14 protein-coding genes are annotated in these 14,689 nt (G+C 64.6%); 10 read left to right on the forward strand and 4 right to left on the reverse strand.

Features of this window, described 5'->3' with window-relative positions; translation table 11 throughout:
* Window positions 1–124 precede the first annotated feature (124 nt).
* The 4 genes from rbfA (at window position 125) to pnp (ending at window position 4,226) form a co-directional block, all read left to right on the forward strand.
* On the forward strand, window positions 125–517 hold the full coding sequence (rbfA, locus tag XARJCFBP2528_RS02125; RefSeq protein WP_024937968.1) for a 30S ribosome-binding factor RbfA: 393 nt from the start codon (window positions 125–127) through the stop codon (window positions 515–517).
* An 80-nt stretch (window positions 518–597) separates the two neighbouring features.
* On the forward strand, window positions 598–1,524 hold the full coding sequence (gene truB, locus XARJCFBP2528_RS02130) for a tRNA pseudouridine(55) synthase TruB (RefSeq protein WP_047124450.1): 927 nt from the start codon (window positions 598–600) through the stop codon (window positions 1,522–1,524).
* 157 nt (window positions 1,525–1,681) lie between these two features.
* Complete coding sequence (gene rpsO, locus XARJCFBP2528_RS02135) at window positions 1,682–1,942, forward strand: 30S ribosomal protein S15 (RefSeq protein ID WP_003485583.1); 261 nt, start codon at window positions 1,682–1,684, stop codon at window positions 1,940–1,942.
* A gap of 169 nt (window positions 1,943–2,111) precedes the next feature.
* Window positions 2,112–4,226 carry a polyribonucleotide nucleotidyltransferase gene (gene pnp / locus XARJCFBP2528_RS02140; RefSeq protein ID WP_046343325.1) on the forward strand — a complete coding sequence of 705 codons (2,115 nt, stop codon included), beginning with the start codon at window positions 2,112–2,114 and terminating at the stop codon, window positions 4,224–4,226.
* Between the two features lie 224 nt (window positions 4,227–4,450).
* On the opposite strand, the gene XARJCFBP2528_RS02145 is transcribed toward pnp, so the two are convergent.
* The 3 genes from XARJCFBP2528_RS02145 to XARJCFBP2528_RS02155 form a co-directional block, all read right to left on the reverse strand.
* Window positions 4,451–5,497, reverse strand: coding sequence for a DUF2272 domain-containing protein (locus XARJCFBP2528_RS02145; RefSeq protein WP_047124257.1), 1,047 nt, complete (start codon window positions 5,495–5,497; stop codon window positions 4,451–4,453).
* Window positions 5,498–5,559: 62 nt separating this feature from the next.
* Window positions 5,560–6,444: a carboxylating nicotinate-nucleotide diphosphorylase gene (nadC, locus tag XARJCFBP2528_RS02150; RefSeq protein ID WP_047124258.1), complete on the reverse strand. Its 885-nt coding sequence runs from the start codon at window positions 6,442–6,444 to the stop codon at window positions 5,560–5,562.
* Entirely contained in the window at window positions 6,441–6,710 is a 270-nt protein-coding gene (locus tag XARJCFBP2528_RS02155) for a Trm112 family protein (RefSeq protein WP_024937963.1), read from the reverse strand. Before XARJCFBP2528_RS02155 ends, nadC begins: the two co-directional genes overlap by 4 nt.
* A gap of 58 nt (window positions 6,711–6,768) precedes the next feature.
* On the opposite strand from XARJCFBP2528_RS02155, the gene purE reads away from it, so the two are divergent.
* Window positions 6,769–7,272 carry a 5-(carboxyamino)imidazole ribonucleotide mutase gene (gene purE, locus XARJCFBP2528_RS02160; RefSeq protein WP_039510673.1) on the forward strand — a complete coding sequence of 168 codons (504 nt, stop codon included), beginning with the start codon at window positions 6,769–6,771 and terminating at the stop codon, window positions 7,270–7,272.
* The gene (locus tag XARJCFBP2528_RS02165; RefSeq protein WP_016901087.1) at window positions 7,269–8,414 is read left to right on the forward strand and encodes a 5-(carboxyamino)imidazole ribonucleotide synthase; all 1,146 of its coding nucleotides are present in this window, start codon (window positions 7,269–7,271) and stop codon (window positions 8,412–8,414) included. Before purE ends, XARJCFBP2528_RS02165 begins: the two co-directional genes overlap by 4 nt.
* A 139-nt stretch (window positions 8,415–8,553) precedes the next feature.
* On the opposite strand, the gene XARJCFBP2528_RS02170 is transcribed toward XARJCFBP2528_RS02165, so the two are convergent.
* Window positions 8,554–9,132, reverse strand: a complete 579-nt coding sequence (locus XARJCFBP2528_RS02170) for a superoxide dismutase (RefSeq protein ID WP_016901086.1) — start codon at window positions 9,130–9,132, stop codon at window positions 8,554–8,556.
* Window positions 9,133–9,253: 121 nt separating this feature from the next.
* Here XARJCFBP2528_RS02170 and grxD point away from each other — a divergent pair, with 121 nt between their 5' ends.
* The 4 genes from grxD to XARJCFBP2528_RS02190 all read left to right on the forward strand — a co-directional run bounded on the left by grxD (window position 9,254) and on the right by XARJCFBP2528_RS02190 (window position 14,609).
* Window positions 9,254–9,574: a Grx4 family monothiol glutaredoxin gene (gene grxD, locus XARJCFBP2528_RS02175; RefSeq protein WP_006450539.1), complete on the forward strand. Its 321-nt coding sequence runs from the start codon at window positions 9,254–9,256 to the stop codon at window positions 9,572–9,574.
* Window positions 9,571–10,314, forward strand: coding sequence for an SDR family NAD(P)-dependent oxidoreductase (locus tag XARJCFBP2528_RS02180; protein ID WP_016901085.1), 744 nt, complete (start codon window positions 9,571–9,573; stop codon window positions 10,312–10,314). Before grxD ends, XARJCFBP2528_RS02180 begins: the two co-directional genes overlap by 4 nt.
* On the forward strand, window positions 10,311–10,910 hold the full coding sequence (locus tag XARJCFBP2528_RS02185; RefSeq protein ID WP_006450537.1) for a YhgN family NAAT transporter: 600 nt from the start codon (window positions 10,311–10,313) through the stop codon (window positions 10,908–10,910). Before XARJCFBP2528_RS02180 ends, XARJCFBP2528_RS02185 begins: the two co-directional genes overlap by 4 nt.
* 453 nt (window positions 10,911–11,363) lie before the next feature.
* Complete coding sequence (locus XARJCFBP2528_RS02190) at window positions 11,364–14,609, forward strand: TonB-dependent receptor (protein WP_026064034.1); 3,246 nt, start codon at window positions 11,364–11,366, stop codon at window positions 14,607–14,609.
* Window positions 14,610–14,689: the final 80 nt, after the last annotated feature.

A 14,689-nucleotide genomic window follows, 5' to 3' on the forward strand; every position in this document is an offset into this window, starting at 1 on the left:
CGGGCCCCGACTCCGCCAGGCGGAGTTGCAACGCAAGTTCTGCAAGGCGAGGGCGGCATGGCCGCCCGCGTCCGTTTTTGGCTTCGGTGCCAACTGGCCCTCCGAATCAACCAGGTCCATGACCATGCCAACCAAATCATTCCATCGCACCGACCGCGTTTCGGCGCAGGTGCGTCGCGACCTCGGCACGATCGTGCACGCGGCCGTGCGCGACCACGGCCTGCCGTCGGTCAGCGTTTCCGACGTCGAAATCAGCCGCGACCTGGCACATGCCAAGGTGTTCGTGACCGCGCTGCAGCAGGAGCGTTCGGCCGAAGCGGTCAAGGGGCTCAAGGAAATCGCCGGTCAGTTGCGTACGCAGCTGGCGCGCGCGATGAAGCTGCGCCACGTGCCCGAACTGCATTTCCATTACGACGATTCGGTCGACCGCGGCGAGCGAATCGACAACCTGCTGCGTGACCTGGACGATGTCGGCCCCGAGGCCGCGTCCAGCGACGAGGACGCCGAGCAGCGCTGAGCGCTGCCGGCCGGCCGCCTGTCGATCAGCGGCCCTGATTTCAACGGGCGCGCACAGTGCCCGATTCGAGCACCGATCTGTTGAAACCCCGTATCGTCTATCGCCCGTTGCACGGCATCCTGTTGCTCGACAAGCCGGCTGGAGTCAGCTCCAACACGGCATTGCAGTCCGCGCGCCGCTTGTTGCGTGCCGAAAAGGGCGGCCACACCGGCAGCCTGGATCCGCTGGCCACCGGCTTGCTGCCGCTGTGTCTGGGCGAGGCCACCAAGATTGCCGGCCTGCTGCTCGGTTCGGCCAAGGCCTACGACGCCGAGATCGTGCTGGGTGTCACCACCGATACCGACGATGCCGATGGTCAGGTGTTGCGCGAGCGTGCGGTGCCGGCACTGGGCGAAGACGCGCTGCGTGCAGCGCTGACGCCCTTCATCGGGCGCATCCGCCAGCAGGCCCCGATCTATTCCGCGCTCAAGCAGGGCGGCGAGCCGCTGTACGCCAAGGCACGCCGTGGCGAAGTGATCGAGGCACCGGTGCGCGAGGTCGACGTGCATGCGATCGATGTGCTCGGCTACGCCGCGCCGCGGCTGCAGTTGCGCGTGACCTGCGGCTCGGGCACCTATATCCGCAGCCTGGCGCGCGATCTGGGCGAGGTGCTTGGCTGCGGTGCGCATATCGCCTCGCTGCGCCGGCTCTGGGTGGAGCCGTTTCGTGCGCCGCAGATGATCACGCTGGAAGCGCTGTCGGCAGCCCTGGAAGCGGGCACCGACGCGCAAGAGCTGTTGCTGCCGATCGAGGCCGGACTGGCCGATTTTGCGCGGATCGTGCTCGATACGGCGCATGCGGCGCGTTTTCGTATGGGCCAGCGCCTGCGTGATCCCGCATTTCCGACCGGCCAGGTGGCCGTGTTCGGACCCGACGGAATTCCCTCAGGGCTAGGCCTGGTGGACGCGGAGGGGCGTTTGTCGCCGCAGCGATTGTTCAATGGACTGAACGAAGCGGTGGCTTGTTAAGTTTTAGTCAACTTGTTCCCGGGCCCGCACGACGTTACAATTTTGCGGCCCCGATCGGGGCACCTCCAGCGCCAAGCGCGCTCATCCCTAGCAAACGGCGAGTCCGGCGGTGCGTCATGCACGTTCCTGCCGACCACGCATCTATCGAGTAAACATTATGTCCGTCGACACCCAGAAAGTTATTGAAGACAACAAGCGCAGCGCCCAGGACACCGGTTCGCCGGAAGTGCAGGTCGCGCTGCTGACCGCGCGCATCGAGCTGCTGACCGGTCACTTCAAGACCCACAAGAAGGATCACCACAGCCGTCGTGGCCTGCTGCAGATGGTCAACCGTCGCCGCAGCCTGCTCGACTACCTGAAGAAGAAGGACAACGAGCGTTACAAGTCCTTGATCGAGAAGCTCGGCCTGCGCCGCTAATCGAGTCATACCGCCGCGGCGCAGCGATGCGCCGCGGCTTTGTTTTGGTCATTCGCATCACGTTATCTGCAGCATGCAGTTCATGGGCCGGAGCCTCCCGGCCGCCCGTTCTCGGCATGGGTCGACGACGGTCCAACGAAGACAGCAACACCTAAGGGAAAAAACCTCCGTGGCAAAAATCACCAAAACCTTCCAGTACGGCAAGCACACCGTCACCCTGGAGACGGGCGAAATCGCTCGCCAGGCAGGCGGCGCCGTCATCGTCAAGTTCGACGACACCGTACTGCTGGTCACCGCCGTCGCCGCCAAGAGCGCGCGCGAAGGGCAGGACTTCTTTCCTCTGACGGTTGATTATCAGGAGAAGTTCTACGCCGGCGGCCGCATCCCGGGCGGCTTCTTCAAGCGCGAAGGACGTGCGACCGAGAAGGAAACGTTGATCTCGCGCCTGATCGATCGCCCGATCCGTCCGCTGTTCCCGGAGGACTACAAGAACGAAGTGCAGATCATCGCCACCGTGATGTCGATGAACCCGGACATTGACGGCGATATCGCCGCGCTGATCGGCGCATCGGCCGCGCTGTCGCTGGCCGGCACCCCGTTCAACGGCCCGATCGCTGCGGCGAAGGTCGGTTACAAGAATGGCGAATACATCCTCAACCCGACCGTGACCGAGCTGAAGGATTCGCAGCTGGAGCTGGTCGTGGCCGGTACCGCCAATGCGGTGCTGATGGTCGAGTCTGAAGCCGAGCTGCTGTCGGAAGAAGTGATGCTGGGCGCGGTGACGTTCGGCCATCGCGAGATGCAGAAGGTCATCAACATCATCAACGAGCTGACCGTCGAAGCCGGCACCAAGCCGTCCGACTGGGTGGCTCCGGCCAAGAATGACGGCATGATCGCCGCGCTGAAGGAAGCGGTGGGCGAGCAGCTCGCGTCGGCTTTCCAGGTGCGCGACAAGCTGCAGCGCCGCGACGCAATTTCGGCGATCAAGAAGGACGTGCTGGGTGCGCTGGCACCGCGCGCCACGATTGAAGGCTGGGCTGCCGGTGACCTGTCCAAGGAATTCGGCGAGCTGGAATACCAGACCATGCGCGGCTCGGTGCTGAGCACCAAGGTGCGCATCGACGGCCGTGCACTGGATACCGTGCGTCCGATCAGCGCCAAGGCCGGCGTGTTGCCGCGTACCCATGGCTCGGCGCTGTTCACCCGCGGCGAGACCCAGGCGATCGTGATCACCACGCTCGGCACCGCACGCGACGGTCAGGTCATCGACGCCGTCTCGGGTGAGTACAAAGAGAACTTCCTGTTCCATTACAACTTCCCTCCGTACTCGGTGGGCGAGTGCGGTCGTTTCGGTGCGCCGAAGCGTCGCGAGATCGGCCACGGCCGTCTGGCCAAGCGCGGCGTGCTGGCAGTGATGCCGAGCCTGGAAGAATTCCCGTACACCATCCGCGTGGTCTCGGAAATCACCGAGTCCAATGGTTCGTCCTCGATGGCATCGGTCTGCGGCAGCTCGCTGGCGCTGATGGACGCCGGTGTGCCGATCAAGGCGCCGGTCGCCGGTATCGCGATGGGTCTGGTCAAGGAAGGCAACGACTTCGTCGTGCTGTCGGACATCCTGGGTGACGAAGATCACCTCGGCGACATGGACTTCAAGGTGGCCGGCACTTCCGAAGGCGTGTCCGCGTTGCAGATGGACATCAAGATCGAAGGCATCACCGAAGAGATCATGAAGCAGGCATTGCAGCAGGCCAAGGCTGGCCGTCTGCACATCCTCGGCGAGATGGCGCATGCGCTGACCACCCCGCGTCAGGAACTGAGCGACTACGCGCCGCGCTTGCTGACCATCAAGATCCACCCGGACAAGATCCGCGAAGTGATCGGCAAGGGTGGCTCGACCATCCAGGCCATCACCAAGGAAACCGGTACGCAGATCGACATCCAGGACGACGGCACGATCATCATCGCCTCGGTCAACGCCATTGCTGCGCAAGCTGCGAAGTCGCGCATCGAGCAGATCACCTCGGACGTGGAGCCGGGCCGCATCTACGAAGGCAAGGTCGCCAAGATCATGGACTTCGGTGCGTTCGTCACCATCCTGCCGGGCAAGGACGGCCTGGTGCACGTCTCGCAGATCTCCAGCGAGCGCGTGGAAAAGGTCGGCGACAAGCTGAAGGAAGGCGATCTGGTCCGCGTCAAGGTGCTGGAAGTGGACAAGCAGGGCCGTATCCGTCTGTCGATCAAGGCAGTGGAAGAAGGCGAGGGCGTTCCGCCGTCGGCCGAGTAATCGCCGCTGGTTGATGCGTCACGAAAAAGCGGGCCTCGGCCCGCTTTTTTGTTGGGTGTTCGGCAAGGGCGCGTGACTTGATCCTTCTCCTGCGGGAGAAGGTGCCCCGCAGGGGCGGATAAGGGTACGCGCGAAGCCTCGCGCGGTTGAGCCTTGGCCAAGGCTTCGCCGCCGTACCCTCACCCCAACCCCTCTCCGGATGGGCGCGGGGCTTTGATCCTTGCTTACCCGGGCTGCTGTGTCGGCGCGGGCTGTGTTTCCGGACGCGGCGGCACCACGCGCGGGAAACCCGGTGGCATCGTGGTGGGCAAGGTGGTTGGCGAAGGCAGCGGTTCGACCGGTGGTGGCGCGGTCATCAGCGCATCCGGGCGCAGCTTCAACAGGGCCGCCCAGTCGCGTCGATTGAAATCGCAGAGTTCTTCGTGTGCCGGCGTGCACTCGCTGGCGATGCCCAGGCCGTCCTCGCTCTGGTCCTGGCTGCCGTCAGATTGGGGTGTCGGCAACACCACGCGGCCTGCGCGGTCCAGCGGCATCTTGCGCATCATCACCGTGTTGAACACATTGCCGCCGATCAGGTACAGGGTGCGATCGCCACCGACGTTGGCGGCGATCACCACGTCGCAATGCGATTGCCACGGCATCGGCGCGCTGCCGCCAAGCCCGGCCTTGAGGCCGGCGTAGCCGAGCGCAGCGCTGCGCCCGCGCAGCAGGCACAGCAGATCGCCGGGGGCGGGTTTTTCCACCGCCGGGTCGGTGAACTGGTACGGGCCGCTGGCGCCATCGTTGTAGGCGCTGCGGATGTAATCCAGATGGCGTGCAGAGCGATGGAAACCGCTCAGGCCGGCCTGCGTCATCACCCAGGAGATGAAGGCGGCCGACCATGGGTTGTCGACCAGGAAAGCGCGGCAATCGCTGGCGGTGTAGCGCGTGCCATCCAGTGCCGCGCAACTCGATGCGCCGGGGCGGCCGCCCATCGATGCCAGCGTGCCGCTGTCGCGCCAGTAGCCGGCCACGCGTTGCCAGGCGACCACGCCGTGGTCGGCCAGATAGCCCGATTCGGCTTCGGTCACGCCCAGGCTGGCCAGACGGCCCTTGGCGTCGATAAACGGGTGCTGCCACAGGCGATGCTCGTTGCAGGCACTGCGCACGATGGCGATCGCTGCAGGGCTGGTGCCGAAGCGTGGGGGCACATCGCAGACTTCCGCGGCGGCCGCGGTGCCGCCCCATGCGGCCAACACCAGACAGAGCCACGGCCAAGGTTTTACAGTCATCGCAGATCCTGCACAGAACAATCGCAGCAGGCTGACAGAGCCGGCTGCGGGCACGCGTGAAATCAGCGCGGCGGTGGGCCGAGTTTGAGCGACAGATCGACCGCGTGCACGTGCTTGGTGAGCCCGCCGATGGAGATGCAATCCACCCCATCGGCCGCAATGGCCGCAATGCCGGCCAGATCCACGCTGCCGGAGACCTCCAGCGGAATGCGTTGTTCGCGCGGCAGGGCGGCAACGATGCGCACCGCGTCGCGACGCATCACCGGGTCGAAATCGTCGATCAGGATGCGCGTGCAGCCGACCTGCAAGGCCTCGCGCAACTGCTCCAGCGTTTCCACCTCGACCACCAGCGGCAACTGCGGTTGCTGCGCACGTGCGGCATGCACGGCGGCGCTCAGCGAGCCGGCGGCGCGGATATGGTTTTCCTTGAGCATCACCGTGTCGAACAGGCCGATGCGGTGGTTGTCGCCACCGCCACAGCGCACCGCGTATTTCTGCGCGGCGCGCAGGCCGGGCAGCGTCTTGCGCGTGTCCAGGATGCGCGTGCCGGTGCCGGCCACGGCAGCCACGTATGCAGCGGTGGCGGTCGCGGTGGCCGACAGCGTCTGCATGAAGTTGAGCGAGGTGCGCTCGGCGCTGACCAGGCTGCGGCTGCGGCCATGCAGCAGCGCCAGCACCGTGCCGGCGGCGACGTGCTGGCCTTCGTGCACCTGCCAGTCGATCCGCACCTGCGGATCGAGCGCGCGGTGCGTGGCGTCGAACCACGGCCGCCCGGCAATCACGGCGTCCTGCTTGCACAGCAGGTACGCGCTGTCTGGCTGATCGGGCAATAGCGCCGCGGTCACATCGCCGCTGCCGATGTCCTCGGCCAGCGCGCGCGCCACATCGGCGTCCACCAGCGCGGCCGGTGGTGCCTCCGGCACGGTGGTGCGTAAGGAAGGATTCACTTTTCGGGGAAGTCGGCGATCTGCGCAGTGCCGATGGCTTCTTCGGCCAACAGCACCGGAATGCCGTCGTCGACGCGGAAGATCTGCTTGCGGTCGCGCGTGATCAGCGCCTCGCGCAGTGGCTGTGTCTGTGCGGTGCCGTCGGCACGCTGCAGGGTCCCGCCGGCGATGGCGGTGTTGAGTGCCTCCAGGCCCTTGCCGTCGAGCAGCGAGAGCGGCTGGCGGGTATCGGGCGAGCACAGCAGGTCGAGCAGTTTGCGATCCATCGAAGTCTTGTCTTGCGTGGAAGATGGCTAGAATACGTCTTTACCGCAGGGCAGGGCCATGACCTCCAACCACTCCGCGCCGCTGGTCGGCATCGTGATGGGTTCCCGTTCCGATTGGGAAACCATGCAACACGCAGCTCAGAAGCTCGATGCGCTGGGCGTGCCTTACGAAGTCAAGGTGGTCTCGGCGCACCGCACACCGGACGTGTTGTTCAGCTATGCAGAGCAGGCTGGCGCACGCGGTCTGCGCGCGATCATTGCCGGTGCCGGCGGTGCGGCGCATCTGCCGGGCATGCTGGCGGCCAAGACGGCGGTGCCGGTGCTCGGTGTGCCGGTACAGTCCAAGGCGCTCAACGGCATGGATTCGTTGCTGTCGATCGTGCAGATGCCTGCCGGGATTCCGGTGGCCACGTTTGCGATCGGCAATGCCGGCGCGGCCAATGCGGCCTTGTTCGCCGCTGCGATGCTGGCGCCGGAGCAGGCGCAGATCGGTCAGGCACTGGCGCAGTTCCGCGCCAGGCAGACCGACGATGTCATGGCCAGCGACGACCCGCGCCAATGACCACGGTCGGCATTCTGGGTGGCGGCCAGTTGGCCCGCATGCTGGTGTTGGCCGGTGCGCCACTTGGCTTGCGGTTTGCGGTGTTCGACCCGGCCACCGATGCCAGCGCAGGGCAGGTGGCGCCGCTGCAGGCGGGCGCCTTTGACGACACCGCCGCGCTTGCCGCATTCGCCGCGCACGCGGATGTGATCACCTTCGATTTCGAAAACGTGCCGGCCGCCGGCGCGCAGCAGTTGGCTGCGCAGGTGCCGGTGTTTCCCAGCGCTGCCGCGTTGGCGGTGGCGCAGGACCGGCTCAGCGAAAAAGCCCTGTTCCGCGAGCTCGGCATTCCGGTGCCCGAGTTCGCCGCCATCGACGACCGTGCAGGGCTCGACGCTGCATTGGCCCGTATCGGCACGCCGTGCGTGCTCAAGACGCGTCGCTTCGGCTACGACGGCAAGGGCCAGTTCCGCATCAAGACGCTGGCCGATGCCGATGCCGCGTGGGACGCGCTCGGCGCGCAGGCGGCAAAGGTCGGGCTGATCGTGGAGGCCTTCGTACCGTTCGAGCGCGAGGTCAGCGTGGTGGCAGTGCGTGGGCGCGATGGCGAATTCCGCGCCTGGCCGCTGACCGAGAACTGGCATGTGGACGGCGTGCTCTCGGCCAGTCTTGCGCCGGCGCGTGTGGATGCCGGCGTGCAGGCTGCGGCAGAGGCGCATGCGCGTGCGGTCGCCGAGCGGCTGGACTACGTCGGCGTGTTCGCGCTGGAACTGTTCGTGCGCGATGGCCAGTTGCTTGCCAACGAAATGGCGCCGCGCGTGCACAACTCCGGGCATTGGACCATCGAAGGCGCCGAGACCTCACAGTTCGAAAATCATGTGCGCGCCGTGCTCGGTCTGCCGCTCGGCAGCACCGCGATGCGCGGGCATGCCTGCATGCTCAACTGGCTGGGCGCGATGCCGGACGCGGCTGCATTTTTGGCGGTGCCCGGTGGGCATTGGCACGACTATGGCAAGCAATCGCGCGAGGGCCGCAAGGTCGGCCACGCCACACTGCGCGCCGAGACGCCGCAGCTGCTTGCGCAGGCACTGAGCGCAGCAGGCACCGCGCTGCAGCGTGATGCGCAGGTCGAACCGGTGCTCGCGCGTTTGAGCGAAGGGTAATTCGCAGAGCCATCGGTGGCGCTGCTGCGGCCTCGCCGATGTGCAGGTTCGTGGCGAAGATGCACTGCGGTGCGCGGTGCCGCCAGGCGCCGTTGCGGCAGGTCACCTGATCGTTGACCTGTTGCAACGGCGCAAGCGGCTAACCCAACCGGCTGGCCACGAACTCCCAGTTGATCAGCTTCCAGAACACGTCCAGGTACTGCGCGCGGTCCTGCCGGTAATCCAGGTAATAGGCGTGCTCCCAGAGGTCGCAGGCGAGCAGCGGGGTGTCCGGCCCGGTGAGCGGCGTGGACGCATTCGGCGTGGCGACGACCGCCAGTGCACCATCCGGGCGCTGCACCAGCCACACCCAGCCCGAGCCGAAGCTGCCCAGGGCGACGCGGTTGAATTCCTGCTTGAAATGCACGAAGTCGCCGAACGATTTGGCGATGCGGTCGGCCAGCCGGCCCAGCGGCTCGCCGCCGCCGCGTGGGCGCAGGCACTGCCAATAGAAATTGTGGTTCCACACCTGCGCAGCCAGGTGAAACAGCGTGCCCTGCGCCTGCGCGATGATGTCTTCCAGTGTCAGCTCGGCGAACTCGCTGCCTTCGATGCGCGCATTGAGCCGATCGACCTCGCTGCGATGACAGACGCCGTGGTGCGCCTCCAATGTGGCGGCGGACAGATGCGGCTCCAGGGCGACGCGGGAGTAGGGCAGTGCAAGGTGTTCGATCGGCATGATGGCAAGGGCAGCGAAGGGAGTGCGGCGACAGGTCGCGCTGAAGGCTTACAATGCGCGCCTTTGCGGAAGTCTATCCGACCCGGCGGTCGGGCCTGCCGCTCCCAGTCAGGAGAGTCCAATGCCGGTGATGGAACGGATCCAGGCCGAAGTCGAACAACACCCGATCGTGCTGTTCATGAAAGGCACCCCGCAATTCCCGATGTGCGGTTTTTCCAGCCGCGCCGTGCAGGCCCTGGTGGCTGCCGGCGCCGATCAGTTGCGCACGGTCAACGTGCTGGAAGAGCCCGAAGTGCGCGCCAATCTGCCGCGCTATTCCAACTGGCCGACCTTCCCGCAACTGTTCATCCACGGCGAGCTGATCGGCGGTTGCGACATCACGCTGGAACTGTTCGAAGCCGGCGAGCTCAAGCGCATCGTCAGCGAGGCTTACCAACCGTGAGTCTGGCGCAGGCCCGGCCCGACGCGGCGGCACTTGCCGGCCGCGTGGTGCTGATCACCGGTGCAGCCGGCGGGCTGGGGAGCGCGGCGGCGCAGGCGTGTGCATCCGCCGGTGCGACCGTGGTGTTGCTCGGCCGCAAGCTGCGCCCGCTGGAGCGCATCTACGACGCGGTCGCCAAGCTGGGTCCGGAGCCGTTGCTGTATCCGCTGGATCTGGCCGGCGCCACGCCGGACGACTACGCCGCACTGGCGCAGCGGCTGCAGTCCGAGCTCGGTGGCCTGCACGGCCTGCTGCACTGCGCCGCCGATTTCGCCGGCTTGACCCCGGCCGAACTCGCGGCGCCCGCCGACTTCGCACGCAACCTCCATATCAACCTCACCGCGCGCGCCTGGTTGACCCAGGCCTGCCTGCCGCTGTTGCGGCAGCAAGGCGATGCGGCGGTGGTCTTCGTCGTCGATGACCCTGCACGCGTTGGCCAAGCGTACTGGGGTGCCTATGGCGCTGCCCAGCATGCACAGCGTGGCCTGCTCGCCAGCCTGCATCACGAAACCGCCGCCAGCCCGGTCCGCATCAGCGGACTGCAGCCCGGCCCGATGCGCACCGCCTTGCGTGCGCGCGCCTTCACCCATCAGGAAGACAGCGAAGCGCTGGACCCCACGCGCTATGCCGCCGCCTGCGTCACCTTGTTGTCCACGGCCGGTGGCGCGCACCGCGGCGCGATCTGGAGTCCTTCCGCATGACCATTCTTTCGGCGGCACTGCTGCTGTTCCTGATCCTCGACCCGCTGGGCAACATTCCGGTGTTTCTCAGTGTGCTCAAGCCGCTGCCTCCGAAGCGCCAGCGCTTCGTGCTCGCGCGCGAGTTGCTGATCGCCCTGTTCGTGCTGATGGCGTTCCTGTGGGGCGGTAAGTACGCGCTGGAGCTGATGCATCTGCGCCAGGAATCGGTGGCGATCGCCGGCGGCATCGTGCTGTTCCTGATCGGTATCCGCATGATCTTCCCGCGCCCGGAAGGCCTGATGGGCGAGATCCCCGACGGCGAGCCCTTCATCGTGCCGCTGGCGATCCCGCTGGTGGCCGGCCCGTCCGGCATGGCCGCAGTGATGCTGATGGGCAGCAACGAACCCACCCGCCTATGGGATTGGAGCCTGGCGCTGATGATCGCCTGGATCGGTGCATCCACCATCCTGGCCTCGGCCCCGCTGTTGTACAAACTGCTCGGTCATCGCGCACTGACCGCGATCGAGCGGCTGATGGGCATGTTGCTAGTGGCCATTTCGGTGCAGATGTTCCTGGACGGCCTGGGGACTTACTTTAAGTTGCCGGTATCGATCTGAGTCCAGTCGGTGATAGACGGGCAGGGTGCGTGGGGACGACCTGTGAATGCCTGGCGGGAATTTGAAGCCGCGTTGCTGACCTGTGGCGTGAGCGGGTAGCAGTGTCAGGCGACCACAACGGGGGATGGCGGCCGATAGCCAGCGCTGCGGTCTCAGGCTAAACGTTGCCGGTTTGCGACAAGCCAGCTCGATTGCGCGACGCCGGTCGCAAACGCCACGCGACTTTGCGCAAGCTGGCGTTTAGGCCTTCACATGCGAAGTTCATGTTGCACTGCGCGAACTTTGTCACGTCGCCGTCACAATCAGGCCTTAGCGTGTTAATCTGTTGTTAACCGTTGCGGCAGCAACCAGCCGCGCGGCAAGGGACCCCAGATCATCGGCAGCCCACCCCCGGGAACGGTTGGGCTGACTGCGCCTTTTTGTCACTGCCCAACCTGTATCGAGGCTACCGAAATGACCCACCCCCGCTGTCTCCGCATGTCCAAGCTGACGCTTGGCCTTGTTGCCGCACTCGCCGCCGCCCCCGTGTTCGCCCAGAGCACCTCTGCCGGCGTCGCTGGCCTGGTGACCAGCAGCGCCGGTCAACCGGTGCCGAATGCCGAAGTGACGATCACCCACATCGAATCGGGCACGGTCAGCCGCGCCACCACCGATGCCAGCGGACGCTACAACGCGCGCGGCCTTCGCGTGGGTGGGCCTTACACGATCACCATTACCAAGTCGGGTGAAGGCACCAAGACCGAAGAAGGCGTGTACCTGAACCTCAATCAGGTCAATAGCGTCGATGCCTCTCTTGGCGGCGACGTCACCACGCTTGGCGCGGTGCAGGCCATCGGTGGCGACTACGGCTCGGCGCTGTTCAGCGCCAACAAGATGGGCACCGGCACCAACGTGACCCGCGAGCAGATCGAATCGCTGCCGTCGATCAACCGCAACCTGCAGGACTACGTGCGCCTGGATCCGCGTGTCGCGCAGACCGACAAGGCGCGTAACGAGATTTCCGTGGGCGGCCAGAATCCGCGCTTCAACCTGATCCGTGTCGACGGTATCAGCACCAACGATGCGTTTGGCCTTGAATCCAATGGTCTGCCGACGCCGCGCCAGCCGTTCTCGATGGATGTCATCGACGAAATCTCCGTCGACGTCGCCAATTACGACGTGACCATTACCGGCGCTACTGGCGGTGTGATCAATGCAGTGACCAAGTCCGGTACCAATGAGTTTCACGGTTCGGTCTACGGCACCTACCGCGAGAACGATTGGTCGGGCAAGAACCAGAACGATATCCGCCCGCAGCTGTTCGATAACGAAGCCACCTACGGCCTGACCCTCGGCGGCCCGATCGTCAAGGACAAGCTGTTCTTCTTTGCCAATTACGAAAAGTACAAGGGCAAGGGTGTTTTCACCGGAGCCTCCGGTTACGGTCCGACCGGCTCGGGTGCGAGCAACATCGTTCCGATCTCACAGGCGCAGGTCGATGAGATCATCGACATCTCGCGCAATATCTATGGCTTCGATCCGGGAACTCTCGCCCTGCCGGCGCTGGATTCGGATTCGGAGGAAAAGGGCTTCAAGCTCGACTGGAACATCTCCGACAAGCATCGCGCTTCGTTCCGCTATGGTGAGAGCGAGCAGAGCACCGCCAACCTCAATGGCTTTGGCAACCAGGCGCTGTCGCTGAATTCGTATCACTATGTCCGCGACTTCAGCCTCAAGACCTATACGGCCCAGTTGTTCAGCGACTGGACCGATACCTTCTCGACTGAAGCCAAGGTCTCCTACCGCGATTATTCGGCGGTTCGTACGGCTGCTTCGCAGCTGCCGGCCGTGGCAGTGCGCATCGGTAATAACACTGTCAATCTGGGGACCGAGCAGAGCACTCAAGCGAACGAACTGCGCACCGAAACCTGGAATGCCTTCTTCGCCGGCACGTTGTTCTTGAACGATCACACCGTCAAGTTCGGCTTCGACTACGAAGACAACGATCTGTTCAACCTGTTTGGGCAGCGCGTCTTTGGTTCCTACACGTTCAATTCGATTGCCGACTACGCGGCCAATCGTCCGCTGAACTACCGCTATTCGCGTTCCAACAGCGGAAACATTGACGACATCGCCGCAGATTGGGGCATGCGCAATGTCGGCGTCTTCCTGCAGGACACCTGGGCCGTCAGCAACAACCTGACGCTGACGTTCGGTGTGCGTTATGACGAGCCGATGGTAAAGAACAGCCCGGCCTACAACGCAGCCGCGTCGACGCTATTCGGCTTCCGTAACGACCAGACCATCGACGGCAACGGATTGTTCGAGCCGCGCTTTGGTTTCAACTACACCTTCGACAGCGACCGCCCCACCCAGCTGCGTGGTGGCGTGGGCTTGTTCCAGGGCGCTGCGGCAACCGTGTGGCTTTCCAATCCGTACTCCAACACCGGCCTGGCGTATACCGATTACAACTTCTCCAGCCAGACGCTGGTGAACACCAATGGCATTCGCTTCACGCCGGACATCAACAATCAGCCGACCGGCAATGGGTCGGTCAACGGTGCGACACAGTCGGTAGATTTCGTCGACAGCAAGCTGGGTCAGCCGTCGGTGTGGAAGGCCAATCTTGCATTCGATACCGAACTGCCCTGGTACGGCATCGTGGCATCCGCCGAAGCGGTGGTGACCAAGGTCAACGAGGCGATCTACTACCAGCAGCTCAATCTGGGCACCACCAGCCGCGTAGGCCAAGACGGTCGTAACCTGTACTGGAATACTGCAGGCTTGAATCCGGCCTGCTGGCTGGATGACGGCCGCAACCCGACCGGTGCCAGCGCTCCGGCGGCTTGTGTGCGTGGCACCGCTTCGGTGGTCGATGCACGCGGCTCGCGCGATTCGCGTTTCAACGATGCGATCATTGCGCGTCCGACCGACAAGGGTGGAAGCGAAAGCTTCACCGTCGGTCTGAACAAGCCGTTCAACGGCGGTGACTGGTCTTGGGGCCTGTACTACACGTATACCGATGCCGATGAAGTCAGCGGCCTGACCAGTTCGACCTCGGGTTCGCAGCTGGGTAACAACGCCGTCTTCCAGGCCAATGAAAACGTCGCCTCGACCGCCGCGTACGAAGTCAAAAACAGCATCCTCGGCACCTTGAATTGGAAGCATGCGTTCTTTGGCGACTACGAGACCAAGGTCGGGCTGATCTACCAGGGTCGCAACGGTCGTCCGTACAGCTATACGTTCGACAACGATGCCAATGGCGACGGCCGCCTGAACGATCTGTTGTATATCCCGGCCGGCCGTGGCGATGTGCTGTTCGGTACCGCCCGAGAAGAACAGGCGTTCTGGAACTACATCGAAGGCAACGAGTACCTGGCTGCCCGCCGTGGTCAAGTTGCCGAGCGCAACGGCGCACGCAACTCCTGGATCAACCAGTTCGACTTGCACATCGAGCAGGAGATTCCCGGCTTCTTCAAGGACAACAAGGCCTCCATCTGGCTTGATGTCATGAACGTTGGCAACCTGCTGAACAAAAAGTGGGGCCGCGTGGAGGAGTACGCCTTCCCGGGCATGCGCGGTGTTGTGGAGTACGGTGGTGTCGACGCGGCCAGCGGCAAGTACGTGTACCGCTTCAATACCCCGGACCAGTCCACGGTCTACGACGATCGCGGCATCTCCCGCTGGGCGCTGCAGCTGGGCTTCCGCTACCAGTTCTAAAGCTGGCTAGCGGCTCGAAGCTCGCAGAAACGGCCGGGGCAACCCGGCCGTTTTCTTTTGTGCGGGTGAGTACGCTAAAG

The organism is Xanthomonas arboricola pv. juglandis, from assembly GCF_001013475.1.
Taxonomy (GTDB): Bacteria; Pseudomonadota; Gammaproteobacteria; order Xanthomonadales; family Xanthomonadaceae; genus Xanthomonas; species Xanthomonas arboricola.

Excerpts from the sequence above, each read along its gene's own strand:
- XARJCFBP2528_RS02165 (WP_016901087.1), top strand. The coding sequence starts at position 7,269 with ATGACCACGGTCGGCATTCTGGGTGGCGGCCAGTTGGCCCGCATGCTG.
- grxD (WP_006450539.1), top strand. The coding sequence starts at position 9,254 with ATGCCGGTGATGGAACGGATCCAGGCCGAAGTCGAACAACACCCGATC.
- rbfA (WP_024937968.1), top strand. The coding sequence starts at position 125 with ATGCCAACCAAATCATTCCATCGCACCGACCGCGTTTCGGCGCAGGTG.
- XARJCFBP2528_RS02190 (WP_026064034.1), top strand. The coding sequence starts at position 11,364 with ATGACCCACCCCCGCTGTCTCCGCATGTCCAAGCTGACGCTTGGCCTT.
- XARJCFBP2528_RS02145 (WP_047124257.1), bottom strand. The coding sequence starts at position 5,497 with ATGACTGTAAAACCTTGGCCGTGGCTCTGTCTGGTGTTGGCCGCATGG.
- XARJCFBP2528_RS02155 (WP_024937963.1), bottom strand. The coding sequence starts at position 6,710 with ATGGATCGCAAACTGCTCGACCTGCTGTGCTCGCCCGATACCCGCCAG.
- purE (WP_039510673.1), top strand. The coding sequence starts at position 6,769 with ATGACCTCCAACCACTCCGCGCCGCTGGTCGGCATCGTGATGGGTTCC.
- rpsO (WP_003485583.1), top strand. The coding sequence starts at position 1,682 with ATGTCCGTCGACACCCAGAAAGTTATTGAAGACAACAAGCGCAGCGCC.
- XARJCFBP2528_RS02170 (WP_016901086.1), bottom strand. The coding sequence starts at position 9,132 with ATGCCGATCGAACACCTTGCACTGCCCTACTCCCGCGTCGCCCTGGAG.
- XARJCFBP2528_RS02185 (WP_006450537.1), top strand. The coding sequence starts at position 10,311 with ATGACCATTCTTTCGGCGGCACTGCTGCTGTTCCTGATCCTCGACCCG.